Consider the following 21,549-nt stretch of genomic DNA (forward strand, 5'->3'; position numbering starts at 1 on the left):
ACGCCGAAACCGGGTTTTTCTATCAAAAACATCGTGCAGCACCACTGGCGACAGTAGAAAAACCCGGTTGATTCAGATTAGATGCCTGAGTCCTGAGTGATTTCACACATCGTTCCGAAGACAGAAGTATGAAGGCTGAAGGCAAAATTTTTACCGCCGATAAATTCTCCGGGATTTCCCGATCGCACATTTTTGCTTAACTGATGTCTCTTCCCGGACGCCGAACGCCTTTGACCTTGCGCCGGATGCCGGGGCGATCGTTTGATGAGAGGATTTCAGGTTTTTGTTAAGTTTTTTATAAAAACTTAACAAAAACCTGATACCATCTTATTGAAAGTTTAAGATTCATCATTAATCCCTAGATGACTTTATTGATTTTAGGTGCCACCGGCACTCTCGGTCGCCAAATAGCCCGCCGCGCCCTAGACGAGGGCTACCAGGTGCGCTGTTTAGTCAGAAGTTACAGAAAAGCTGCATTTTTGAAAGAATGGGGCGCCCAACTCGTACCGGGGAACCTTTGCCAGCCAGACAGTCTGCCTCCGGCGCTAGAAGGCGTCAGTGCTATTATCGATGCAGCAACAGCCAGTGCAGCGGATTCTGTCAGCATCAAAAGAGTAGACTGGGACGGAAAAGTATCGCTGATCCAAGCAGCAGCAGCAGCAGGCATCAAGCGTTACATATTCTTTTCCTTTCTCGACGCCGAGAAATATCCCCAAGTCCCCTTGTTGGAAATCAAGCGCTGTACCGAGCTGTTCTTAGCAGAATCCGGTCTAGACTACACAATCTTGAGACCTTGCGGCTTTTTGCAAGGACTGCTGAGCCTGTATGCAATGCCGATTTTGGACAATCAGGCAGTCTGGCTGCCCAACAAGCCATCCGCCCTTGCCTACATGAACACTCAGGACGTGGCTAAATTTGCCGTCCGGGCCCTTTCGGTTCCCGAAACCGAGAAAAAAAGTTTTCCGGTTGTGGGAAAGCGCGCTTGGGATGCTGAAGAAATCGTGCGGTTGTGCGAACGGCTGTCAGGGAAGCAAGCCAAAATTACGCGCACCCCAGATGCCTTGTTGCAGGCTACTCGTCAATTTGCTAAGTTCTTTCAGTGGAGTTGGAACGTAGCTGACCGATTGGCTTTTTCAGAAGTTTTGGCAGCCGGAAAACCCTTGAAAGCTCCGATGGATGACGTTTACAGCGTCTTCGGAATTGACCCTAAAGAAACTACTACTTTGGAGTCTTATCTCGAAGAATACTTTAATCTGATTCTGAAGAAACTCAAGGAAATAGAGTACGAGCAGCTTAAAACTAAAAAACGGAGTAAACAAAAAATGCCCTTTACATTTTAAAGTGCCGAAAGCTGGAATTATATACAACGATGTTAAACCTGTGGCTTGTCGCATCGCCGCAGAGTTGAAAGACAAGCTGACTGCCCGCGGCTGGGAGGTCTGCTCGGTTTCTGGTTCGGGAGGAATTCTGGGCTATTCTAGCCCCGATCGCCCGATGTGCCACACTCCGATCGACCAACTCGTCCCCCCCGGTTTTGACAGCGACATGGAGTTTGCAGTGGTTTTGGGCGGCGACGGTACTGTGCTGTCGGCATTTCGCCAAGTTGCTCCCATCGGAATACCGCTGCTGACTGTCAATACCGGTCACATGGGCTTTTTAACAGAAACTTACCTAAACTTGCTCCCGCAAGCTTTGGAAAAGGCGATCGCCGGAGAATACGAAATCGAAGAAAGGTCAATGCTGGCCGTGCGGCTGTTTCGAGAAAATGACTGCCTCTGGGAAGCCCTTTGTCTCAATGAAATGGTGCTGCACCGGGAACCGCTGACTTGTATGTGTCATTTTGAAGTGGCGATCGGTCAGCACGCCTCTGTGGACATTGCCGCAGATGGAGTAATTATCGCGACTCCGACAGGATCGACGGCTTACGCTCTTTCTGCCGGCGGCCCTGTAATCATTCCCGGAGTACCGGTGCTGCAATTGATCCCTATTTGCCCGCATTCAATGGCTTCGCGGGCGTTGGTGTTTTCCAACACCGAACCGGTCAAAATTTTGCCGGCGAGTCCGAATCGCCTGGTAATGGTGGTAGATGGGAACGGCGGATGTTATGTTTTGCCGGAGGATTGGGTGCAAGTCGAGCGATCGCCCTACCCAGCCCGCTTTGTTCGGGTACAATCTTTTGAGTTTTTCCACATTTTGCGGGAAAAATTGGGCTGGGGTTTGCCTCACATTGCTAAACCGAGTTCGGTTGAGTTGCCTTGATAGTTGTTGTTGACACTCCCCGACTATCAAGGTACGGGGATTGTTGGCTCAACCAGTTGGCTTGCTCGTAGATATCATATCAAGTCCTAGCTGTAGGAGATGGCAATTCCCGTTCCCGTTTTTCACCGATTGAAGGGATTTTGATTTCTTTATCTGTTGATAAATCGTAGAATAAAGCAGCAATTAGTGTTGGTAATGTAGGGCGACATTTATCTACCGGAATCCTTAATTCTCGATCGAGCTTCCGAATCATCTCCAAAGTCAGGCAGTGTTTATGATAGATGTATTCTCGTACTTCTGGGAGTTTAAACCATGTCTCTCGCTGAGTTAATTCCTTTGGTGAACAATCTGAGCCAGTCAGACAAATTATCACTCTTCAAACTCCTAGCCGTGCAAATCCCAGACGCTGAACTACAAGTCATCTTTTCTGCATCAGAGTATCCAGTTTCGTCGCCCTACGATGCAACGGAAGCTGCAAACATTATGATGCAGATGATTCGCGACGATCGAGAGGCATCTACTCATGCCTAGTTCGATCGAGTTTCCCTTTTCTGACGATGAAGCATTACCCACGATTCCGATCGCTCTGAGTCATGCAGGCTTTTCTGTCTCCGCGAATGCACTGCTAGATACTGGGTCTGCGGTCAACCTATTACCTTATGACATAGGGCTGCAATTGGGTGCAATTTGGGAGGAACAAACTATCCGCTTGCCATTGGCTGGAAATCTTGCAAGGGTTGAGGCGCGGGGTGTATTTGTGCAGGTTCAAATTGGGAATCTGGAACCAGTTCGTCTAGCATTTGCCTGGGCACAATCCTCTCAGGTGCCATTAATCCTTGGGCAAACGAACTTCTTTCGAGAATTTGATGTTTGTTTTCAGCGATCGCGATGCACGATCGAGATTGTTCGCTTCTAAATAAACGTCGATGCAGAACTCGGAGTTTTATTTATAGCTTAACTCTCGATCGAGCTTCCGAACCATCTCCAAGGTGAGGCAGCGTTTACGAGATAACGGCAAAACGCAGGGGCGGCAAGTAACACCGATAACGAAGCGAAAAGACTCTATTCCGTCCGCTCCACTTTGTTGTTAGCTGGCTGGCTACTACGCGATGCTTCTAATTTCTGCCGAATTGCTGCCTGAATTTTTGCGTCAAAATCGGGATCGCTTGGGCTTGCAATGATTGATTTCGGACGCTGACTGAACCTGTCTAAATATGCCTGACAAGCAGCTCGATCTTGGCGATTTTCCAGAAAGTACCGTCTCAATTCGGGATCGCTCATAGCCTCAAAATTCACTTGGCTCATCAGAATACCTCCCCATTCGGTACAATTTCAAACTCAAGGTCTTCACCAGATCCAGCTAGAACGTATACATTTCGAGTACGACGATCGACACAAACCAGATGAATCGGTTGCAACATGATGAACGTTAACTGATAGCTGACGCGATATAAACTCTCTAACTGAGCAGTAGTTGGCATTTCGGTCACTCACTCCATCTGTTGCCCATTTTAACAGACGCTCTGATTAAACGACTGTGAGCATATCTTGCTCCTTTAGAATGCGGGGTTTTGGTACGTTTGCCGAACCCATTATCTAATGGTGCTTGCTAATATCACGGCTGTTCTTCTACCGCTGCTTCTCCAATGCTTGGATCTGAGCTTCCAACTTGAGCGATTGGGTCTACAGTCACAACCTTGAGTGGGGTCGTGCTTTTGGTCAATGCTGGCAAGGGAAAACAATGCTAAAACTCTACTCTGATCATCAAAGTGAACTCATACATCTCCCTTCTGATCTTTTCAACCTGTGCTTGCAGATTAGCGTACACGGGAATTTTTATGTCAGCCACCACTTGAAGGTTTCTTTTAGACTCTTCACTAAGGCTCAAAGTAAGTTCTCTGCTCTGGATTGGATTTTTGCCTCTACGTTGGTCTATTAAGGACTTCATAGACATATCATTTAGTAGATGATACTGGCGTAGATGAGCTTCGGCTTCTTCTAAATTGGGTTCGCCACCACCAAATTTACTTTGCAACTTAATCTTATTACGTATTTCCTCAAAGGTTTTGTTCACCGCATCAATGCTTCCATCAGCATATGGACTGTCTATGGAACCCTTAAATATTTGCTTACCCGCTGAAGTCTGGACTTCGATTTGTTCTACCGTGACCTCTCGCGCACCAAGTAATCCACATAAAGTAGTGAAATGAAGATATTTAGTTAGTGCAAAAGTTGAAGATGCTTTATTAAAAATGACGTAATCAGATGTGTCATAAGGATTTTGAATTAGTAAAGTTCCTGGCTCTAGAAGCCCACTACTATCTAATTTCTTTTCTATATCGTTAGTAGTCACATATGAAGGAACCAAAAGATAGACTTGCTCACTCAGAAGAAGGTTGCTTCCTCCCGGTGTGTATTCCAGTCGGTCTAATTCATGGGGTGAGATGACTAGAATAGCTTTGCGCTTGTTAGGTGGTGGAACTTCATCAAGTGTCATATCTGTTACTGCTCGATTTCTTTAATAGTTTTTTGGGGAATCATTTTTTTTGTCTAGAAATCTTCCTTAACACCTTGTCCCTAAGAGCTTTATACAGTTTGCCAAGCGCTCCAGAAGACGTTTGAGTCGGCTGAGGAGATTGATCTGGGAGTCTTCCGTCTTTTTTTTTAAGATTTCAGATAGCCCACCCTTAATAGTTGCTAACGTGCTGTGATTTAAATTCCTATTCAATGTGTTTGAGACAAAATTATTGATTTCCTCATACACCTTATCGACCCAAGAAGCTTCTAAAACACCATCCGGCAACACTCCATAAATAACGATAGGAGCAAGACGCTTAAGTTCATCTTTTTCAGTGGGAATAGCTTCTATTACAAACTTTGAATAGCTATAACGAATAGTAACGGCTGAATCAGCAGATACAACCTCACTGTCACTCTTAGGGAACTCATAAATTTCTGAGACAAGCTGTTGTCGTGACTCATCATCAGATAACTCTTTTCCATTCTTGAAAATTACATCACGAGCTTGGTTGTCAAGGCTCTGCCCCCAGAAGTATAAATCTGTCATTTCTCAACCTGCCGAAAAATATCTTTAATCAGAGTTTCTGAATCTTTTTCAGTCGCTAAACTCCCAAGCACAACTTTTACTGTAGCTGCTCCTCCAGCAAGCTGAGTCATTTTTTTCACAACTGGAAGTGCCCTGAAGCGATCCACATAATTACCTATCTGATCGGGGGTAAGATTTTTGAATTCAGGATCTTCGTCCCAATGATTTCCAACAATAAAAAATTGTTTTTTTGAGTTACATTCGTTGATCCAACCCTGAACCTGCCTCATATCATCTTCGGCACGTTCCTCTGCGCTTGAATCATGCTTTAGTAGCTTATCAGTCCTAACAACATACAAAATCAAGTCAGCTTCCTCAAAGAGCTTTTTCCATACGCCGTATGCAGCCTTATCACCTGAAACGTCATCGGTTTTTTTAAGTCGAATATCTAAATCACCAAGTTGGATGCGTGTTCTCTCTATTTCTTGCCTATCGAGAGTTTGCTTATACCTCTCAATCAAAATACCTTTTTCCATATATGTTAGGAGAGTAGTTTTACCAACTGCCCTTGCACCCAAAACAGCGATCTTTTTACCTTTGAGTGCATATGTGATGTTTTCCCAGTTGGAGACAACAGCTCCACCAGCGACCCCGCCTACTGCAAGAGCTATAACTATCGGGATAAAAGGCAAAGGCATAGACGTTAGCCTCAAATAATTTTTTTCTCAGTATACCCTCAGCAATCGCACCCTCAAAGTAACCTTAAAATCCTAACAATCTAATCAATCTCCTGGGCCTTGTCGCTAGGGCGATCGCCCTTCGCTACTGCCTCAACAGACCTTCTTCTGGGCGCTTTCGGGCTGACAGACAACCTTGAACGACGACTGCAAAGATTCGATGCGGAGACAGCTAACTTATAATTTTAGATTAGTTGCGGTACAATACTGGATATAATCGAATAATACCGCAGCTCGATGATGTATGTCAACCCCTTCTTACTCCCCATCAGAATCTCCTTTCCTCGATTGAGTTCGCCGCACGATTCGACTCAATCACTTAAGCCGTCGCACTGAAAAAAGCTATCTATATTATATTTTAGATTAGAGAGCATTTAGAGTCGATCGCACACTCTCGGCGATCGGCTGTATGAAGGCATGAATATTCAAAGAGCAACGGGATTGACTACTATTTCTACTGACGCTTTAAACTGTCCAATCTTCGATCGATAACCCTGTTACTTTACCAAAATCTCTATGATTACGGGTTAACAAAATCAACCCACGGAACATTGCAATTGCCGCGATCCGAGCATCCATCTTTGCCAGTTGAATCCGTTGTGACTGTAATCGATCGAATGTTGTAGCCGCACCTGCATCGAATGAGATAAGGGGCAACACTTTGAAGTCACTAACGAGCCGCGCCATCATTGTATACCCTCTCACTACCTCATCCGGGTTACGAGCACGATTAATATAAGCGTGACAGCCAAGCATCTGTTCATGAAACGTTACAGTGGATACGGCAAAATCTGATAGCGGGTACTGAGCCATGCGCGTCGAAAGGTTACTAAAATCTATGCCTGCTTGACGTTGAAGAATACTCAGATGATCCGTATCCAGTAAATATTTCATAGCTCATCTTGAGCTTCGAGGAGAGACTCATCCCCTTGGCGAATCGCTCGTCCATAGGCAAGTAGCTCTTCAAAGGCAGGTTCATCTTTGAAAGACCCTATAATTTGTTGCAACCAATTCGTCGGTTGAGAAGCCACAATTTGCTTCTGCAACTCTGCGATCGCTGCTTCCACTGCTGCAAGCCGTTCCTCTAAAGAAGTGTTAATTGCCATTTGAGTTTCCCTAATCAATCCTTCCTATCCTATAAAAAATGATAAAAAAATACCCCTTGGGCGACAAGTTTTCATCAAACAGTAATTTCATGCCGATAAGGTCGCGGTCATAAACCGACGCTCGCGGTCAGCAGCATAAGCTATGCAGGCTTTTAAATCTTCTCGCGTCAAATCGGGAAAATCGTCGAGAATTTCTGCTTCGGTCATCTCGGAAGCCAGGTACTCAAGCACTTCATAAACCGTAATTCGCAAGCCTCGCACACAAGGCTTACCACCGCGTTTATTTGCTTCTATCGTGATGTGGTTTCGGTAGTTCATAGTTGGAATTTTTGAGAATCTCCTCGTTTAAGGTTTGGCTAAAAGATTGGATATACTAGCTTCTTGCATGGGTGCGCGATCGAATAATTGTATTGCAGTTGCGGTACAATACTGGATATAATCCAGTAATACCGCAGCTTGATGATGTATGTCAACCCCTTCTTACTCGCCACGATTAGACTACATCACTTAAGCATAATAAATTCAAGATTGCTGCTCGAAAACAATTTCTTCATAGAATTGCTCGATCGCCAAACTCAACCCAATACTTCTAAGCTCGACGCGATCCCCCGATCGATAGCTCAGAATCAACCAATCCCCCGCATCATTTTTATGATAAATATCGATCGCCATCTCATCAGAACTCACTAAAACATAATCAACCAAATTCGGGTTGCGGCGATATTTGTCAAACTTCTTGCCTCGGTCGTAAGCCTCGGTACTATCCGATAAAACCTCAACAATCAAACAGGGATAGGTAATATATTGAGGGCTAGAATTATCTCGCGGATCGCAAGTGACACTCAAATCGGGATAGGTATAGTTGCGAGTATTGAGGATATTAACCTTTAAATCCGAATTAAAAACTCTACATTGATTTCCTCGCAAGTGAGGTCTAATCAATAATAAGAAATTGATAGCGATCGCACTATGATTTTGCGTACCCCCACTCATCGCATATACGCGACCATCGATTAGTTCATGTCTTTCTAATTGTTGCTCCTCCCAAGCAAAATACTCTTCAGGTGTAAAGGACCGATCCTGCTCTCTAGCTGCAATCATAACAATCTCCTAATTTAAAAGTAGTAATACCAAGACGCTCACCGGACGTAAATCACCTGAGCTTTATGATGTATGTCAACCCCTTCTTACTCCCCATCAGAATCTCCTTTCCTCGATCGAGCTCGCCGCACGATTTGACTCAATCACTTAAGCCGTCGCACTGAAAAAAGCTATCTTTATTATATTTTAGATTAGAGAGCATTTAGAGTCAATCGCACACTTTCGGCGATCGCCAAAACCACAACATTCATCAAAACTTCTTCAGGCACGAATAACTGTAACGGTTCGCCCCATTGGTGTCAGATGAATTTCAGTATTCAGTCGTTCTTCTAATTCGAGCGCATTCTCGCGTCGATCGAATATCACCAACCACCCTTCATCTTGTCCCAATCGAGCCAAATATCCATCTAACTGTTCCAACCCTTTACTCAACGGATCGACTTTCCGAGTTCGCCAAACCTTCAGTTCAATTCCCAATGTTACCTCACCATAACGCAAACATAAATCCATTCTGTCGCGTCCGATCGCATATTCTCGCTCCAACGTTCCCCCACCATTAATCACCCGATGCAGAAATGCCATCAACACCAAATGAGGGGCTATTTCGGGATAAGACGCACTTTTGAGTAAGGGTTCGCCATGTTGCAGCCAAAATTCCAGAAAAGTTTTCAATAACGCTTGGGTGTCTAATGTCCCCTGGGGTGTTAACCAACTCGGTGCAATTTGTGGCAGAGAAGCCATCGGCGTTACGGTGAGGACGCGGGGCAAAACTTCGCGATAAATTGGATTGGCGATCGTCAATCCACCCTGAACATCCATCTTACACAAACCCAAATCGATTAAAAACTGAATATCATCATTGGGGATATTGCCCAGTTCCAAACCCGCCAACATCGGCTCGATAATGGCTTTGACTCGATTTTCTCTAAGCCGTTCTGCCAAACTATCCAAATGCGTATCTTGCCGTGTGATGAGAATCTCTTTAGCTGATAAAATATGTTGTGGTGTAATTTCTATAGATTCATCTGTTACTAATTCTTCTACAATTTCCTTAGCTAAAGCATTCACTAACCAAGGTTGTCCCTGAGTCAGTTCAAAAGCTAAGGCTACGGCTTCAGGTGTAAAAACTTGTCCGGTATCTTCGGTATGTTGCGCGTAGAGTTCCGCGACTTCTGAGGCATTAAAATCTCTGAGAGTAATCGATCGCACTTTAATATTAAACGGACTAGATGTATTGAGTCGATCGCTTCCCCCCGCAGCCACTTTGTAATCGCGAACATCCCGCAAACCAATTAAGCCCACCGATTGCGGAAACGCTTTCGGGCGATTGGGATAACCATCGCGTAATTGGCGCAAAATAGAAATCAAAGCTTGGTCTTGCAATGCGTCAATTTCGTCGATGAAAACCACCAAAGGACGAGATGAAACTTGTGCCCACAGGCTGAGTACATGGCCGATTTGCTGTCCCGGTTCCGACGAGGGCCAAGCAGGTGGCTGCAATTCTGGGGGAAGTCGAATCGAAATCGCCCGTCGCCAAGCCCCCAAAATAGCCTCTTCTGCACCCGCGATGTCTTGACTGAAGGGTGCGCCCACTTCAACTGACAGCATCACGGCGGTGTATTGTCCGCTTTCGGTGAGTTGTTTGGCTAACGCCAGCATAGCGGTGGTTTTCCCCACTTGCCGGGGTGCATGGATGACGAAATAGCTTTGCTGAGCAATCAGTCGCTCTAAATTCGGGAGGCGACGGGTGGCAGGAAGCAGATAGTGAATGTCATCGCGGCAAGGGCCGGCAGTATTGAACCAACGCGGCATAGGTCAACTGGGGCGAATGGGGCTGCTCTCAGTTTACTGTACTGTTGTTGGAATGGCGTTCTAGTTGTTAAGCGGGGGTTTGTATCGACTCTCCGCACCCGATGAAACTCTCTCAGAGCGAAAGTCGTACTCGATTCTTGATTCATAGAACGGAAGAACCCCAACTGCCAACAGATAAAGTTTTATTCTTCCACGCGATAGCCCAATTCCGCCAAACGAGTCCGCGACTGCCGCCATTTCGGCTGCACCTTGACAAATAACTCCAAATATACTTTGCCTTCAATTAACTTTTGAATCTGTTCTCTGGCGGCGCTGCCGATCGACTTGAGCATACTGCCGCTTTTACCGATTAAAATACCTTTTTGGGAATCCCGTTCGACGTGAATTGTCGCCAGAATGCGCGTAATTTTGGCTTCTTCTTGAACAATGTCGATGGCGATTGCTACGGAATGCGGCACTTCTTCCCGCGTCAGCAGCAAAATCTGTTCCCGAATCAATTCGCCCATAATAAAGCGTTCCGGCTGGTCTGTGACTAAATCGGGCGGATAATAATAGGGCCCAACCTCCAGATGTTCGATTAACAATTGTTGCAGCGGCTCGACACCCTCGCCCGTGAGAGCGGAAAATTTCACTACAGGCCACTCAGGATTGACAATTTGTTCGTAAGTTCGATCGATCAACACGGAATCCTCCGGTTGTTCGTCCAGCTTATTCATCCCCAAAATCACCGGAATTTTGCAATTGCTGAGAATTTCGACAATATATCGATCGCCCCCTCCCGATTCCACCGAACCATCCACCACAAACAGCACCACATCCACCGACTGAATCGCTGTGCGCGCATTCTGCACCAAAACCTTGCCCAATTGGTGGTGTGGCTTGTGAATTCCGGGAGTATCAACAAAAATAATTTGTGCTTCCGGTGTCGTTAGGATGCCCCGCAGCCTGTTGCGCGTCGTCTGAGACACCGGCGAAGTAATCGCAATTTTCTGCCCCACCAACTGATTCATCAGCGTTGATTTGCCGACATTCGGGCGTCCGACAATACCCACAAAGCCCGATTTGTACCCCGCAGGAGCCGCGGGAACACCCATAATTTCCGATACGTCGATAAATTTACTATCTTCCACTAAAATCACCCATTTTCAAGCCCATTCTCTGTCTATTGTCGCCTGAAAATACTCAAACGCCCATCGATGCACTCTAGCATCTTTCTCGCCCTGGTATAGCCCGCAACACTCAAAGGGCGATCGAGCCGCTTTCCCAGTGTTAAAACGTGATACCCGATCGGCAAAACTTGATATCTGAGACAAAATTTGATAAAGTTCCAATGACATCGATCCAAAATGAATAATTCTGGTAAAACCGACTCCCCAATGCTGTAACAACTTCAGATGTGTCAATATCTAACTCAACTGAAACTATTCTACAGTTGGTCAGGCAAACCAGTTTTAACATTTTTGAAGATGTTTGGTAATAAATTAGCTACGTTGAACTCAAACTCAAAAGCTCAATATCAACAGGCGCTTTCTAAATAAAAGCTAGTGTCTTTTGATCGTACCTAAATTAGTGCTAATCGTCATAAAGTTGAGGAGATGAATCGGATGAAATCGAAATTATTTTGGAGTTGTTGCAGCGTTGTGCTAGCAAGCTTGCCTGTTCCCGCCTTTGCTCAAACCAGCCCTCCCACAAGCCCTGAAGCAGGTATTGACTACAAGGGTGGCTCGATGCAATACCAGTTGCTACCAGGCAAAATACAGGACAGAACCTTGCCAAAAGCTTTTGACTTTCCAATTATTACCAATGTTGCTACTGACACTAGCATCACCAGCGATCACCTAATTACCGATCAGTTTCGGGCGCCAGCGACTCGTACAGAATACACCGCAGCTCTCACCGCCTGGTCACAATCAATCAGAGAATGTCTGGCCAAACAGCCCCGCTTGATTCGAGCCAGTACCAAGAACCCGATTCAGATTAATGGCAGAGTAGGCACGATTGTTAGAAACGCAAATAACCGTGCAGTTTGCAAATAAGCTAGCAATATCACGGCGGCTAAATTGACCGTAATTGCTGTAAGGGCGGGTTCACCAATATCTCCAATGCAAGCATCGATACAGTAAACCCGTCACTGCGGCGATATTGTGGTCAATCGACCCCACTTGATACTAACTTCCCCTGTCTGAAGACAAAAACTAGAGAGTATTTTTGAACAAAAAGAGCAATAGAAAACCTATTGCTCTTTTTGTTAGCGAAATTTCAATTAATATCTATTAGGACTCTATACGGTTCACTTAAGACAGATCCCCCCTAACCCCCCTTAAAAAGGGGGGGACAAGAATGCCCTCAAAGTCAACCCCTACTCCCCTTCTTAAGGGGGATTTAGGGGGATCTCCGGGGCATAAATATGTTAAGTGAACCGTATTGGATTAGGACTTCTATGATATCGGCTGGAACGAGCTCATATAAGAGGTTTGCAGCGAGGAATGCAAGTCCTTATCGAACTTTGAGGACTTGCATTCCTCACTGCAAACGACATAATTACGCAGAAACCAGCTTTTTTCCAAAATATCCCGTGGAACCGGAGAGATATGGATTTTAACACCCGGTTTATCAAAGTTTGTCTGCGTAATTCACGATTTAGTAGCGCAAAATTCATGTGTACTCAGTAAAATTTCGCCATAATCAGGAATCCAAGCTAGCCACTTTTTATCCGAACATTCACACAACAGCCACGCTTCGTCAAAGCTGAATGCGGTTGGCGGATTGAACAATTTAACCCACATAGAAGGAGCCAATTTGGGTGCAGGTACGGCGCAGCCAAATTTTTCCCAGTCGCGGACACTGGCGAAGCTTCCGGGCGTTGGTTGGGATTGCCAAGTACGAATATCTGTTTGCAGTTTCATAACTACTCCTGTCTAGCTAAGAGTCTGCACCAGGGCGCGGTTGAAACAACGCAGAGCTAAGGCGCAGATAAAGTTTGATTATGTAGTCTATGTTACGGAATTATCTAGGCAAATGTGTAACGTTGTAGCAAAAATTTACAATCGAGAGGAAAACACAGGCTCAAAGCTGAAAAGGTCGATCGGCTATTGTTCCGCTCGGCAACGATCGATTACGATCGTAAAAACATCGGATTCATAGCAACCGCACCCGACGGCTAGGAGGTTATTAATTCCTCAGTCTTGGACGCACTCCGACTCTGAGAAACCGGGTTTTTTACCCAATCTGTGGGCTGCAACGAAGTAGACGCAAAAAAAACCAGGTTTCTGGGTTTCATGCAATATCCATCCGTTACATCCGTTACATCTGTTAAAAAATCCGTTGCCGAACTTTCTTCACACATGAACCAAACTGAAAAATCCCAGTGGAAAACTCTAGATCGGTTTGTAGAAATCAACTCTCATTGGGTAAAACTAATCGCGGAACATCTCGAAACAACCGAAGGACAAACAGTAGAATATTGGCGGGTAGAAAGAGCAGATTCAGTTGTAATCTTGACTGTTCAAGCTGACAAATTGTTGTTTCCCTCACCGATGTATCGCCCCGGTGTAGCATCCGCCACCCTCGATTTTCCCGGCGGTCGCGTACCAGAAGACACAACGCCAGCAGCGGCTGTTCCAGCTATAATCAAGAAAGAACTAGGCGTGACAGAAAGTGCGATCGCCCGCATCCAACCGATCAACACCGTCGGCTGGGCAATAAACAGCTCATTCTCCAATCAAAAACTCTACGGTTTTGTTGCAGAATTGCACCCTACAGCAACAGTAAACCCCGAACTTATCGGTGCTGCATATCCTGTCACCCTAGACGGAATTCGCGACTTGCTCAAAAAATTAACTTGCCTGCAATGTCGAGCATTGTTGCTAGAATGGCAAAATCAAGTCGATTTTAGATTTTAGATTGGAATTGTTTTCCGATTGTCGCCGATTTTAAGTTGCTAAAAACCCAAATCACTGAAACTAATCATGCCTCTAAATAACGAAGTTGCTGTCGAATGCCTCGACGTTACATATCGCCTCAACCGCAGGCATTTAGTAGACAAACTCAATTTTAAAGTGCTGCAAGGAGAAGTTTTAGTATTGCTGGGACGCAGCGGTAGCGGCAAAACTACCACCATGAAATTGATTAACAATTTACTGACGCCAAGCAGCGGCGAAGTTCTTGTCATGGGAAAACCGACAACTCAGTGGAACCCAATTCAACTGCGGCGAAAAATTGGCTACGTGATTCAAGAAATTGGTTTGTTTCCCCATTTTACCGTCGAACAAAACGTCGGTTTAGTACCGAAATTGGAAGGTTGGGAGGGCGATCGCATTCAATCTCGCGTCCGCCAACTGTTAGAATTAGTCAACCTCGACCCCCAACACTTCGCCAAACGCTATCCCCATCAGTTATCTGGCGGACAGCGGCAGCGGGTGGGCGTCGCCAGAGCACTGGCGGCTGACCCTCCGATGCTGTTAATGGACGAACCGTTTGGTGCTTTAGACCCCATTACTCGTCTAGAATTACAGCGGGAATTCGGTCAATTGCAGCAGCAACTGGGCAAAACTGTGATTTTTGTGACTCACGGCATTCAAGAAGCTTTTTTGTTAGCTTCTAGAATTGGTTTGATGCAAGACGGACGGCTGGTTGAATTGGCATCGCCCGCTGATTTTATGAAATCTCAGCATCCAGAAGCTCGCGCATTTCTTGAATGTTTGCAATTACCCGGGACTGGGTAAGATTATGTTTGCATTTCTCGTTTTTAGGTATAGGCGGGGCGGGTTTTTTAAGCTGATGGCGGGGAATTAAATATCTGGGCGAACCCGCCCCTACGAGACATTTGATTATACCACAATCATAAATTACCAATTACCAATTACCCAATGATAGAATTTTTAAATCGGTACGGTGTCCAGATAGTTCAGCGCGCGATCGAACACTTATATTTAGTAACTGTGGCAATTTTTATCGCTATTATTGTGGGGATTCCCCTCGGTATTTTAGTCACGAGAAAACCCAAATTGAAAAAGCCAATTTTGGGATTTGCTAATATTATGCAAACAATTCCCAGTTTAGCTTTGTTTGGCTTGCTAATTCCGGTGCCGGTAGTGGGTGGAATAGGCGATCGCACGGCAATTATCGCCCTCACTCTCTACTCTTTACTGCCAATTATCCGCAATACTTATACCGGCATTGTCGGCGTCGATCCGGCGATTGTGGCAGCCGGAACAGGCATGGGAATGACCGATATGCAACTGTTGTGGCAGGTGGAAATTCCCCTGGCGCTGGGCGTGATTTTGGCGGGCGTGCGAGTTGCTGCGGTAATTGCGATCGGGCTCGCTACAATTGCGGCTGCGATCGGTGCCGGCGGCTTGGGCGTGTTTATTTTTCGGGGCGTTGCTACAGTCAACAATCAGTTACTTTTAGCTGGGGCAATTCCGGCAGCTTTGATGGCATTAGCTGCGGATTTTGGGCTGGGTTTGGTAGAAGGGCGCCTCTCGAAAAGATCGGACGGCGGTTGAAACCGCGTCTACAAAAACGAAGTCTGCCTCCGCAGACTGAAGAAAATTATGTTTTACGTTATTTTCACCGCCCGTTCTTCAACCCACGGAGGTGAGTTTTGTTTGTATAGACGCGGTTTCAACCGCCCGGTCTTATGAAGAAAATTATGTTTTACGTTATTTTCACCGCCCGTTCTTCAACCCACGGAGGTGGGTTTTGTTTGTATAGACGCGGTTTCAACCGCCCGGTCTTCTGCAAGCTTCAAACCCGAAGCATTCGCAGGATTCGCTATCAGATTGCGGATTTCATTTGAGCGTTCAATGTACTCTCGATCGCTCAAAACAGCTTGGCTTCCCTCTAGCGAAATAGGAGCCGCCACATCGATCCAAGAACGGCAACCGCCGTATTCAGCAATATACGGAATTTCTACTGTTTCTGCTAACCGATAAGTCCGCAGCAATAAAATAGAAATGGGCTGATTTTGTTTCCATTTCAAACGGTCGCTGACAAATTTTTCATTCCAAATATGGTAAGGAAAAAGCGCGGTAATTGCCGGTTCCCAAGCTACCAAAAAAACATCGGTAATCTCTGCCCAACTGCCAATTCTAATAATTTCAGGATGCCAACCAGATTCAACTGTTTTTACTTGACTCGCAAAATTCGGCTTTAATAAATCAGGATGTTGGTGTTCAAAAGTTGGATACAGCAAAACCTGCTTGTCAGCGATATTAAACTGTCCTGCTTGCTCGCGAATGCCCCCTTTTCGCAACAGCACAATCGTTTGACCTTGTTCCAAAGCATTAACTGCTACATTCCATTCTTTCAGTGCGCGAGTAGTTGCTTTCATAGAAAATTAGTCTTGTTTTAACAATAGTAACAAAATCCGTACTTTCAAGCAAGTACAGCAACTTGATTCTGCTAAAATTATATGGCGTCAGAATAAATGATCGTGAAAAAAAGCAGGGTTAAAGATATGGAAAATCGGCAATTGGGGACATCGGAAATTTATATCACCCCGATAATTATGGGGACTTGGCAAGCCGGCAAGCGGATGTGGGTGGGAATTGAGGATGCTGAAACTGTCAAAGCAATGCGCGCGGCTTTTGAGGCAGGTATTACCACCTTTGATACGGCTGAGGTTTATGGAGAAGGGCATTCGGAACAAATTATCGGTGAAGCACTTTCAGATGTGCGATCGCAAGTAGTTTATGCTAGCAAAGTTTTCGCCAACCACTTGAAACCCGATTTGGTAATCGAAGCGTGCGATCGATCGCTAAAAAACCTCAACACTGATTATATCGACCTTTACCAAATCCACTGGCCCGCTGGCACTTGGAATTCCGAGTTAGTGCCAATTGCAGAAACAATGGACGCCCTGAACAAGTTAAAAGAACAGGGAAAAATTCGGGCGATCGGCGTTTCCAACTTCTCCCGCGCCCAAATAGAAGAAGCCGCCGAATACGGACGCATCGACAGCTTGCAACCGCCATATTCTCTGTTTTGGCGCTGGGTAGAAAAAGATGCTATGTCCTATTGTGTGGAGAATCATATCTCAATCATTGCCTATTCATCTCTAGCTCAAGGAATATTGACAGGTAAATTCGGGCCAGAACACAAGTTTGAAGAAGGTGACCACCGCGCCAAAAATAAGCTGTTCCTCAAAGAAAATTACGACCGAGTGCAAACAGCATTAAATCAACTCAGGCCAATTGCCGATCGCCACCAGACAAGCTTGGGCAACTTAGCTTTAGCTTGGTTGATTTCCCAGCCGCAAACCAATGCAATTGTCGGCGCGCGCGACGGGGAACAAGCAGCCGAAAATGCTAAAGCTGCTGAGGTAAAATTGAGTGAGGAGGACTTAAAAGAGATTGACGCGATCGGGCGAACAGTCACCGACCCTTTAGACGATAACCCAGTCATGTGGAATTTCTAAAATAGCTTGGGATAAGAAGACCGGGCGGTTGAAACCGCATCTATACAAACAAAACCCGCCTCCGCGGGTTGAAGATCGGGCGGTTAAAATTATGTTATTTTCTTCAGTTATTTTCTTCAGTCCGCGGAGGCGGACTTCGTTTGTGTAGACGCGGTTTCAACCGCCGTCTTATCTTATCTAAAATCTTCGTTCGTGTAGACGCGGTTTCAACCGCCGTCTTATCTACAATCCGAAATCCCCAATCTAAAATCGAATGAGTTATTGTTTAAACCCCAACTGTTCCAAGCCACAAAACCCTCCCGCAGCCAAAATTTGCCGAAATTGCCGTTCAAAACTGCTGCTGCGCGATCGCTACCGGGCCGTAAAGGCGATCGGACAAGGCGGTTTTGGCAGAACATTCCTCGCCGTTGACGAAGACAAACCGTCAAAACCCCGCTGCGTCATCAAACAATTCTTACCCCCAGAAACCCAACTCATCCCATCAGCAAGCAATCGCAATAGCAAAAAAGCAGCCGAACTTTTTGAACAAGAAGCAATGCGATTAGACGAATTGGGCAAACACCCTCAAATTCCCGAACTATTAGCCTATTCCATCCAAGACAGCCGACAATATGTAGTCCAAGAATTTATCGACGGGCAAAATTTAGCACAAATTGTAGAAACAGAAGGAACATTTAGAGAAAATCAAATTCAAGACTTACTCAATAGCTTACTACCCGTACTTCACTTCATCCATTCCCACAACGTCATTCACCGAGACATCAAACCCGAAAACATCATTCGCCGCGCAGACAAACAATTAGTTTTAGTAGACTTTGGTGCCGCAAAAATTGCCACAGGTACAGCATTACTCAAAACAGGAACCAGCATCGGCAGCCCCGAATACATCGCCCCCGAACAAGCCAGAGGCAAAGCATTTTTTACCAGCGATTTGTACAGTTTAGGCGTAACTTGTTTGTATTTGCTAACTCAAGTTTCCCCATTTGATTTGTTCGATCCTGGTGAAGATGCCTGGATATGGCGGCAGTATTTGGTCAACAACCGGGTGAGTGAACAACTCGGTAAAATTTTAGACAAAATGATTGAAAATGCTACCAACCGCCGCTATCAAACGGCTGTTGAAGTATTAAAAGAAATTAATCCCCAAGTGGCGATCGACCTCACGATTCCTCAAATAATTACCAAGCCAGTCAAACCCGCCGCCAATCCGAATCCGCCCCCACAGCAAACCCATAATTGGCAATGTATTCACACATTAACCGGACACAAAAACTTAATTTCGTCTGTAGCTTTCAGCCCCAACGGAGAAGTTATCGCCAGCGGCAGCGATGACAAAACAATCAAACTTTGGCAAGTACAAGACGGGCAAGAAATAGTGAGTCTCGCAGGACACGCAAACTCTGTTCATACAGTAGCTTTCAGCCCTGACGGAAAGATACTTGCCAGCAGCAGCCACGACAAAACAATCAAACTTTGGCGGATGAAAGACGGGCAAGAAATCCGCACTCTTAGCGGTCACAGCAACTCTGTTTATGGCTTAGCTTTCAGTCCAGACGGTGAAACAATTGCTAGCAGCAGTTGGGACAAAACAATCAAACTTTGGCGCCTCAAAGACGGACAAGAAACTCGCACGCTTGCGGGTCACATCAACTTAGTTTACTTCGTCGCATTCAGTCCAGATGGAGAAACTCTGGCGAGTAGTAGTTGGGACAGAACCATCAAGATTTGGCGTGTCAAAGATGGCAAGTTAATTCGGACGCTGACAGGTCATACAGACTGCGTGCGCTGCCTAGCTTTCAGTCCAAACGGAGAGTTTCTTGCCAGCGGCAGTCACGACAATACTATCAAAATTTGGTGGGTCAAAGATTGGCAAGAAGTTTTAACAATTGTAGGTCATTCTTGGTATGTTGATTCGATCGCATTTAGTCCCGATGGCGAGGTTATTGCCAGCAGCAGCAATCAAATTATTAAGATTTGGCAGGTAAAAGACGGTAGAGAAATTTGTAATATTTTAGGTCATACAAATTCTGTTTATTCCGTTAATTTTAGCCCGGAAGGAGAGTTTATTGCTAGCGGTAGCAGTGACAAAACTATTAAGATTTGGCAGAATATGATGTTTGTTTAAGTGCTATAATTAAAGTTGTAAATCATGATAAAGATTGTAACCAAAAGATTTCTGCTGCGTGACTTTGTAGATACCGATCGATCGCCATTCTTGGAATATCAAGCCGACCCCCGCAACCAGACATTTTACGAACCCGATCGGTCTAGTCCCGACCAGGCAGCACGTTTATTCGAGATGTTTCAGGCATGGGCTGGCGATCGCCCTCGACTCAATTACCAACTGGCGATCGTACAACGACAGGAACCTTACGCGCTTGTCGGTTGCTGTGGACTGCGGGGAAGATTGTCTGAAACTGGCGAGATGGAATTTGGTCTTGAACTGGCACCAGCCTATTGGGGGCGATATGCCTACGCGATCGAGGTGGGGCGTGCACTGCTCGACTTTGGGTTCACGGAACTCGATCTGAAGGCGATCTCCGGGTCTACCGTGAGTGCAAATACCCGGATCGCTCGGTTGGCCCAGTGGATAGGAGCAGAGGTGGTTGCTACCCGCCCAGGGTCATCATGGATGTCCGATCGCGGTTGGAGCGAGGTCGATTGGCGGATTGCACGGGCGCAATGGGAGCATCGTACTCTGCGGCACGGCCGATAATATATTTTTGTTTTGTGAACGCTTTATGAATGAGACAGCAGCCAATCAAATCCGTCAGCAGGTGGAAGCTGTGTACCGATCCGAGTCGCGTCGCGTTTTAGCCACCCTGATCCGCTTGCTCGGTGACTTCGATCGCGCCCAAGAGGCGATGCACGAAGCCTTCGCTGCGGCTGTAGCGCAATGGCCACGTGACGGCATTCCCGCTAACCCGCGATCGTGGCTTGTTTCAGTGGGTCGCTTTAAAGCGATCGACACCATCCGCCGTCGCGCCCGCTTTGATACGCACTTGGCAGAACTCGCTCAACAACTCGATCCGAGTGACACCACAATCGAGGATGACGAGGACGTTGAGGACGATCGCCTGCGCTTGATTTTCACTTGCTGTCATCCGGCCCTGTCGCCAGAAGCTCAGGTGGCGTTGACGCTGCGGGAAGTCTGCGGACTCAGTACCGAGGAAATTGCCAGCGCCTTCCTGATTGCTCCCCCCACGTTGGCGCAGCGGATCGTGCGGGCCAAGGCGAAGATCCGCGACGCACGCATTCCTTATCAAGTGCCGTCGAAAACCGATTTGCCCGATCGACTGGACACCGTGCTTCAAACGATCTACCTGGTGTTTAACGAAGGGTACGCGGCCTCATCTGGCAGATCGCTGACGCGGGCCGATCTCGCTGACGAAGCGATCCGTTTGGGACGGCTGGTAATGGAACTGTTGCCAGACTCCGAGGTAATTGGACTCCTGGCGCTGATGCTGCTGCAAGAATCCCGGCGCACCGCCCGCACTTCCTCCACAGGCGACCTCATCCTTCTAGAAGACCAAGATCGATCGCTCTGGAATCAAGCACAAATTTCTGAAGGCAGGTTACTGGTGCAGCAATCGCTATCATCAGGACGGTTTGGTTCGTACACGCTTCAGGCTGCGATCTCAGCGGTGCATTCAGAGGCCCAGAGTGCTGCTGCAACGGACTGGGCGCAGATTGTGGGCTTATACGACCTGCTCGTGCAATTAGAGCCGTTCCCCGTTGTTGCCTTAAATCGGGCGGTGGCAGTGGCAATGCGTGATGGCCCCTTAGCGGGACTGCAATCGATCGACCAAATATTAGCGCGTGGCGATTTGGCAGACTACCATCTGGCACACTCCGCGCGAGCCGATTTGTGTCGGCGACTGGGAAGAACGGCTGATGCCAGAGAATCCTACCAAAAGGCGCTGGCGATCGTGAAACAGGAACCAGAGCGTCGTTTTCTCGAAAAACGCCTTCGCGAGTTAGGCTGAAAAATTTTTTTGTCCGCTGTCGATTTGCAGCTTCGCCGAACGACTACTAAATGAAGGCGACTATCTCAGATCGAATTTTGGA

26 protein-coding genes are annotated in these 21,549 nt (G+C 46.4%); 12 read left to right on the forward strand and 14 right to left on the reverse strand.

Annotation, left to right across the window (positions count from 1 at the left end):
• Positions 1–362: 362 nt before the first annotated feature.
• Positions 363–1,340, forward strand: coding sequence for an NmrA family NAD(P)-binding protein (locus QUB70_RS17280; RefSeq protein WP_332982160.1), 978 nt, complete (start codon positions 363–365; stop codon positions 1,338–1,340).
• 1 nt (position 1,341) lies between these two features.
• The gene (locus QUB70_RS17285) at positions 1,342–2,259 is read left to right on the forward strand and encodes an NAD(+) kinase (RefSeq protein ID WP_332982161.1); all 918 of its coding nucleotides are present in this window, start codon (positions 1,342–1,344) and stop codon (positions 2,257–2,259) included.
• 79 nt (positions 2,260–2,338) lie between these two features.
• Here QUB70_RS17285 and QUB70_RS17290 read toward each other — a convergent pair whose 3' ends face one another.
• Positions 2,339–2,512, reverse strand: coding sequence for a hypothetical protein (locus QUB70_RS17290; protein ID WP_199297303.1), 174 nt, complete (start codon positions 2,510–2,512; stop codon positions 2,339–2,341).
• A 59-nt stretch (positions 2,513–2,571) separates the two neighbouring features.
• Here QUB70_RS17290 and QUB70_RS17295 point away from each other — a divergent pair, with 59 nt between their 5' ends.
• Both QUB70_RS17295 and QUB70_RS17300 read left to right on the forward strand, forming a co-directional pair.
• Positions 2,572–2,790: a hypothetical protein gene (locus tag QUB70_RS17295; protein ID WP_332982164.1), complete on the forward strand. Its 219-nt coding sequence runs from the start codon at positions 2,572–2,574 to the stop codon at positions 2,788–2,790.
• Entirely contained in the window at positions 2,783–3,175 is a 393-nt protein-coding gene (locus QUB70_RS17300) for an aspartyl protease family protein (RefSeq protein ID WP_332982165.1), read from the forward strand. The genes QUB70_RS17295 and QUB70_RS17300 overlap by 8 nt, the downstream gene beginning before the upstream one ends.
• A 146-nt stretch (positions 3,176–3,321) precedes the next feature.
• On the opposite strand, the gene QUB70_RS17305 is transcribed toward QUB70_RS17300, so the two are convergent.
• The 11 genes from QUB70_RS17305 to era all read right to left on the reverse strand — a co-directional run bounded on the left by QUB70_RS17305 (position 3,322) and on the right by era (position 11,155).
• On the reverse strand, positions 3,322–3,564 hold the full coding sequence (locus tag QUB70_RS17305) for a DUF6887 family protein (RefSeq protein ID WP_332982166.1): 243 nt from the start codon (positions 3,562–3,564) through the stop codon (positions 3,322–3,324).
• Positions 3,564–3,740 carry a DUF6888 family protein gene (locus tag QUB70_RS17310; protein WP_332982167.1) on the reverse strand — a complete coding sequence of 59 codons (177 nt, stop codon included), beginning with the start codon at positions 3,738–3,740 and terminating at the stop codon, positions 3,564–3,566. Before QUB70_RS17310 ends, QUB70_RS17305 begins: the two co-directional genes overlap by 1 nt.
• Before the next feature lie 263 nt (positions 3,741–4,003).
• Positions 4,004–4,756, reverse strand: a complete 753-nt coding sequence (locus tag QUB70_RS17315; protein WP_332982169.1) for a hypothetical protein — start codon at positions 4,754–4,756, stop codon at positions 4,004–4,006.
• Positions 4,757–4,822: 66 nt separating this feature from the next.
• Positions 4,823–5,326 carry a hypothetical protein gene (locus QUB70_RS17320; RefSeq protein WP_332982170.1) on the reverse strand — a complete coding sequence of 168 codons (504 nt, stop codon included), beginning with the start codon at positions 5,324–5,326 and terminating at the stop codon, positions 4,823–4,825.
• Entirely contained in the window at positions 5,323–6,003 is a 681-nt protein-coding gene (locus QUB70_RS17325) for a GTPase domain-containing protein (protein WP_332982171.1), read from the reverse strand. Before QUB70_RS17325 ends, QUB70_RS17320 begins: the two co-directional genes overlap by 4 nt.
• Before the next feature lie 504 nt (positions 6,004–6,507).
• Complete coding sequence (locus QUB70_RS17330) at positions 6,508–6,936, reverse strand: type II toxin-antitoxin system VapC family toxin (protein ID WP_332982174.1); 429 nt, start codon at positions 6,934–6,936, stop codon at positions 6,508–6,510.
• The gene (locus QUB70_RS17335; RefSeq protein ID WP_332982176.1) at positions 6,933–7,148 is read right to left on the reverse strand and encodes a hypothetical protein; all 216 of its coding nucleotides are present in this window, start codon (positions 7,146–7,148) and stop codon (positions 6,933–6,935) included. Before QUB70_RS17335 ends, QUB70_RS17330 begins: the two co-directional genes overlap by 4 nt.
• Before the next feature lie 87 nt (positions 7,149–7,235).
• The gene (locus tag QUB70_RS17340; protein WP_006634608.1) at positions 7,236–7,466 is read right to left on the reverse strand and encodes a DUF433 domain-containing protein; all 231 of its coding nucleotides are present in this window, start codon (positions 7,464–7,466) and stop codon (positions 7,236–7,238) included.
• A 204-nt stretch (positions 7,467–7,670) separates the two neighbouring features.
• On the reverse strand, positions 7,671–8,249 hold the full coding sequence (locus tag QUB70_RS17345) for a Uma2 family endonuclease (RefSeq protein WP_332982179.1): 579 nt from the start codon (positions 8,247–8,249) through the stop codon (positions 7,671–7,673).
• Between the two features lie 261 nt (positions 8,250–8,510).
• Positions 8,511–10,061: an ATP-binding protein gene (locus QUB70_RS17350; RefSeq protein WP_332982180.1), complete on the reverse strand. Its 1,551-nt coding sequence runs from the start codon at positions 10,059–10,061 to the stop codon at positions 8,511–8,513.
• A 182-nt stretch (positions 10,062–10,243) separates the two neighbouring features.
• Complete coding sequence (gene era / locus QUB70_RS17355) at positions 10,244–11,155, reverse strand: GTPase Era (RefSeq protein WP_332982213.1); 912 nt, start codon at positions 11,153–11,155, stop codon at positions 10,244–10,246.
• Between the two features lie 510 nt (positions 11,156–11,665).
• On the opposite strand from era, the gene QUB70_RS17360 reads away from it, so the two are divergent.
• A complete protein-coding gene (locus QUB70_RS17360) occupies positions 11,666–12,097 on the forward strand; it encodes a hypothetical protein (protein WP_332982182.1) in 432 nt (143 codons plus the stop codon).
• A gap of 597 nt (positions 12,098–12,694) precedes the next feature.
• Here the strand turns inward: QUB70_RS17360 and QUB70_RS17365 are convergent.
• Positions 12,695–12,967 carry a hypothetical protein gene (locus QUB70_RS17365; protein ID WP_332982183.1) on the reverse strand — a complete coding sequence of 91 codons (273 nt, stop codon included), beginning with the start codon at positions 12,965–12,967 and terminating at the stop codon, positions 12,695–12,697.
• A 438-nt stretch (positions 12,968–13,405) separates the two neighbouring features.
• Between QUB70_RS17365 and QUB70_RS17370 the strand changes: the two genes are divergently transcribed.
• From QUB70_RS17370 to QUB70_RS17380, 3 genes are all read left to right on the forward strand, one after another.
• Complete coding sequence (locus tag QUB70_RS17370) at positions 13,406–13,963, forward strand: NUDIX hydrolase (protein ID WP_332982184.1); 558 nt, start codon at positions 13,406–13,408, stop codon at positions 13,961–13,963.
• 66 nt (positions 13,964–14,029) lie between these two features.
• Positions 14,030–14,785: an ATP-binding cassette domain-containing protein gene (locus QUB70_RS17375; RefSeq protein WP_332982185.1), complete on the forward strand. Its 756-nt coding sequence runs from the start codon at positions 14,030–14,032 to the stop codon at positions 14,783–14,785.
• Between the two features lie 144 nt (positions 14,786–14,929).
• Entirely contained in the window at positions 14,930–15,568 is a 639-nt protein-coding gene (locus QUB70_RS17380; RefSeq protein WP_332982186.1) for an ABC transporter permease, read from the forward strand.
• A gap of 176 nt (positions 15,569–15,744) precedes the next feature.
• On the opposite strand, the gene QUB70_RS17385 is transcribed toward QUB70_RS17380, so the two are convergent.
• The gene (locus QUB70_RS17385; RefSeq protein ID WP_332982188.1) at positions 15,745–16,395 is read right to left on the reverse strand and encodes a DUF1802 family protein; all 651 of its coding nucleotides are present in this window, start codon (positions 16,393–16,395) and stop codon (positions 15,745–15,747) included.
• Between the two features lie 126 nt (positions 16,396–16,521).
• Here QUB70_RS17385 and QUB70_RS17390 point away from each other — a divergent pair, with 126 nt between their 5' ends.
• The 4 genes from QUB70_RS17390 (at position 16,522) to QUB70_RS17405 (ending at position 21,467) form a co-directional block, all read left to right on the forward strand.
• Entirely contained in the window at positions 16,522–17,481 is a 960-nt protein-coding gene (locus tag QUB70_RS17390; protein WP_332982189.1) for an aldo/keto reductase, read from the forward strand.
• Between the two features lie 253 nt (positions 17,482–17,734).
• Positions 17,735–19,606, forward strand: coding sequence for a serine/threonine-protein kinase (locus QUB70_RS17395; protein WP_332982191.1), 1,872 nt, complete (start codon positions 17,735–17,737; stop codon positions 19,604–19,606).
• 24 nt (positions 19,607–19,630) lie between these two features.
• The gene (locus tag QUB70_RS17400; RefSeq protein ID WP_332982194.1) at positions 19,631–20,197 is read left to right on the forward strand and encodes a GNAT family N-acetyltransferase; all 567 of its coding nucleotides are present in this window, start codon (positions 19,631–19,633) and stop codon (positions 20,195–20,197) included.
• A 25-nt stretch (positions 20,198–20,222) separates the two neighbouring features.
• Positions 20,223–21,467 (forward strand): RNA polymerase sigma factor, encoded by a 1,245-nt coding sequence (locus QUB70_RS17405; RefSeq protein WP_332982196.1) that lies wholly within the window; start codon positions 20,223–20,225, stop codon positions 21,465–21,467.
• Positions 21,468–21,549 lie beyond the last annotated feature (82 nt).

This window comes from Microcoleus sp. A003_D6 (assembly GCF_036702825.1).
Taxonomy (GTDB): domain Bacteria; phylum Cyanobacteriota; class Cyanobacteriia; order Cyanobacteriales; family Microcoleaceae; genus Microcoleus.

Bases quoted from the DNA above. Each gene is read 5' to 3' on its own strand.
- QUB70_RS17280 (WP_332982160.1), top strand. From the start codon at position 363: ATGACTTTATTGATTTTAGGTGCCACCGGCACTCTCGGTCGCCAAATA.
- QUB70_RS17290 (WP_199297303.1), bottom strand. From the start codon at position 2,512: ATGATTCGGAAGCTCGATCGAGAATTAAGGATTCCGGTAGATAAATGT.
- QUB70_RS17295 (WP_332982164.1), top strand. From the start codon at position 2,572: ATGTCTCTCGCTGAGTTAATTCCTTTGGTGAACAATCTGAGCCAGTCA.
- QUB70_RS17300 (WP_332982165.1), top strand. From the start codon at position 2,783: ATGCCTAGTTCGATCGAGTTTCCCTTTTCTGACGATGAAGCATTACCC.
- QUB70_RS17305 (WP_332982166.1), bottom strand. From the start codon at position 3,564: ATGAGCCAAGTGAATTTTGAGGCTATGAGCGATCCCGAATTGAGACGG.
- QUB70_RS17310 (WP_332982167.1), bottom strand. From the start codon at position 3,740: ATGCCAACTACTGCTCAGTTAGAGAGTTTATATCGCGTCAGCTATCAG.
- QUB70_RS17315 (WP_332982169.1), bottom strand. From the start codon at position 4,756: ATGACACTTGATGAAGTTCCACCACCTAACAAGCGCAAAGCTATTCTA.
- QUB70_RS17320 (WP_332982170.1), bottom strand. From the start codon at position 5,326: ATGACAGATTTATACTTCTGGGGGCAGAGCCTTGACAACCAAGCTCGT.
- QUB70_RS17325 (WP_332982171.1), bottom strand. From the start codon at position 6,003: ATGCCTTTGCCTTTTATCCCGATAGTTATAGCTCTTGCAGTAGGCGGG.
- QUB70_RS17330 (WP_332982174.1), bottom strand. From the start codon at position 6,936: ATGAAATATTTACTGGATACGGATCATCTGAGTATTCTTCAACGTCAA.
- QUB70_RS17335 (WP_332982176.1), bottom strand. From the start codon at position 7,148: ATGGCAATTAACACTTCTTTAGAGGAACGGCTTGCAGCAGTGGAAGCA.
- QUB70_RS17340 (WP_006634608.1), bottom strand. From the start codon at position 7,466: ATGAACTACCGAAACCACATCACGATAGAAGCAAATAAACGCGGTGGT.
- QUB70_RS17345 (WP_332982179.1), bottom strand. From the start codon at position 8,249: ATGATTGCAGCTAGAGAGCAGGATCGGTCCTTTACACCTGAAGAGTAT.
- QUB70_RS17350 (WP_332982180.1), bottom strand. From the start codon at position 10,061: ATGCCGCGTTGGTTCAATACTGCCGGCCCTTGCCGCGATGACATTCAC.
- era (WP_332982213.1), bottom strand. From the start codon at position 11,155: ATGGGTGTTCCCGCGGCTCCTGCGGGGTACAAATCGGGCTTTGTGGGT.
- QUB70_RS17360 (WP_332982182.1), top strand. From the start codon at position 11,666: ATGAAATCGAAATTATTTTGGAGTTGTTGCAGCGTTGTGCTAGCAAGC.
- QUB70_RS17365 (WP_332982183.1), bottom strand. From the start codon at position 12,967: ATGAAACTGCAAACAGATATTCGTACTTGGCAATCCCAACCAACGCCC.
- QUB70_RS17370 (WP_332982184.1), top strand. From the start codon at position 13,406: ATGAACCAAACTGAAAAATCCCAGTGGAAAACTCTAGATCGGTTTGTA.
- QUB70_RS17375 (WP_332982185.1), top strand. From the start codon at position 14,030: ATGCCTCTAAATAACGAAGTTGCTGTCGAATGCCTCGACGTTACATAT.
- QUB70_RS17380 (WP_332982186.1), top strand. From the start codon at position 14,930: ATGATAGAATTTTTAAATCGGTACGGTGTCCAGATAGTTCAGCGCGCG.
- QUB70_RS17385 (WP_332982188.1), bottom strand. From the start codon at position 16,395: ATGAAAGCAACTACTCGCGCACTGAAAGAATGGAATGTAGCAGTTAAT.
- QUB70_RS17390 (WP_332982189.1), top strand. From the start codon at position 16,522: ATGGAAAATCGGCAATTGGGGACATCGGAAATTTATATCACCCCGATA.
- QUB70_RS17395 (WP_332982191.1), top strand. From the start codon at position 17,735: ATGAGTTATTGTTTAAACCCCAACTGTTCCAAGCCACAAAACCCTCCC.
- QUB70_RS17400 (WP_332982194.1), top strand. From the start codon at position 19,631: ATGATAAAGATTGTAACCAAAAGATTTCTGCTGCGTGACTTTGTAGAT.
- QUB70_RS17405 (WP_332982196.1), top strand. From the start codon at position 20,223: ATGAATGAGACAGCAGCCAATCAAATCCGTCAGCAGGTGGAAGCTGTG.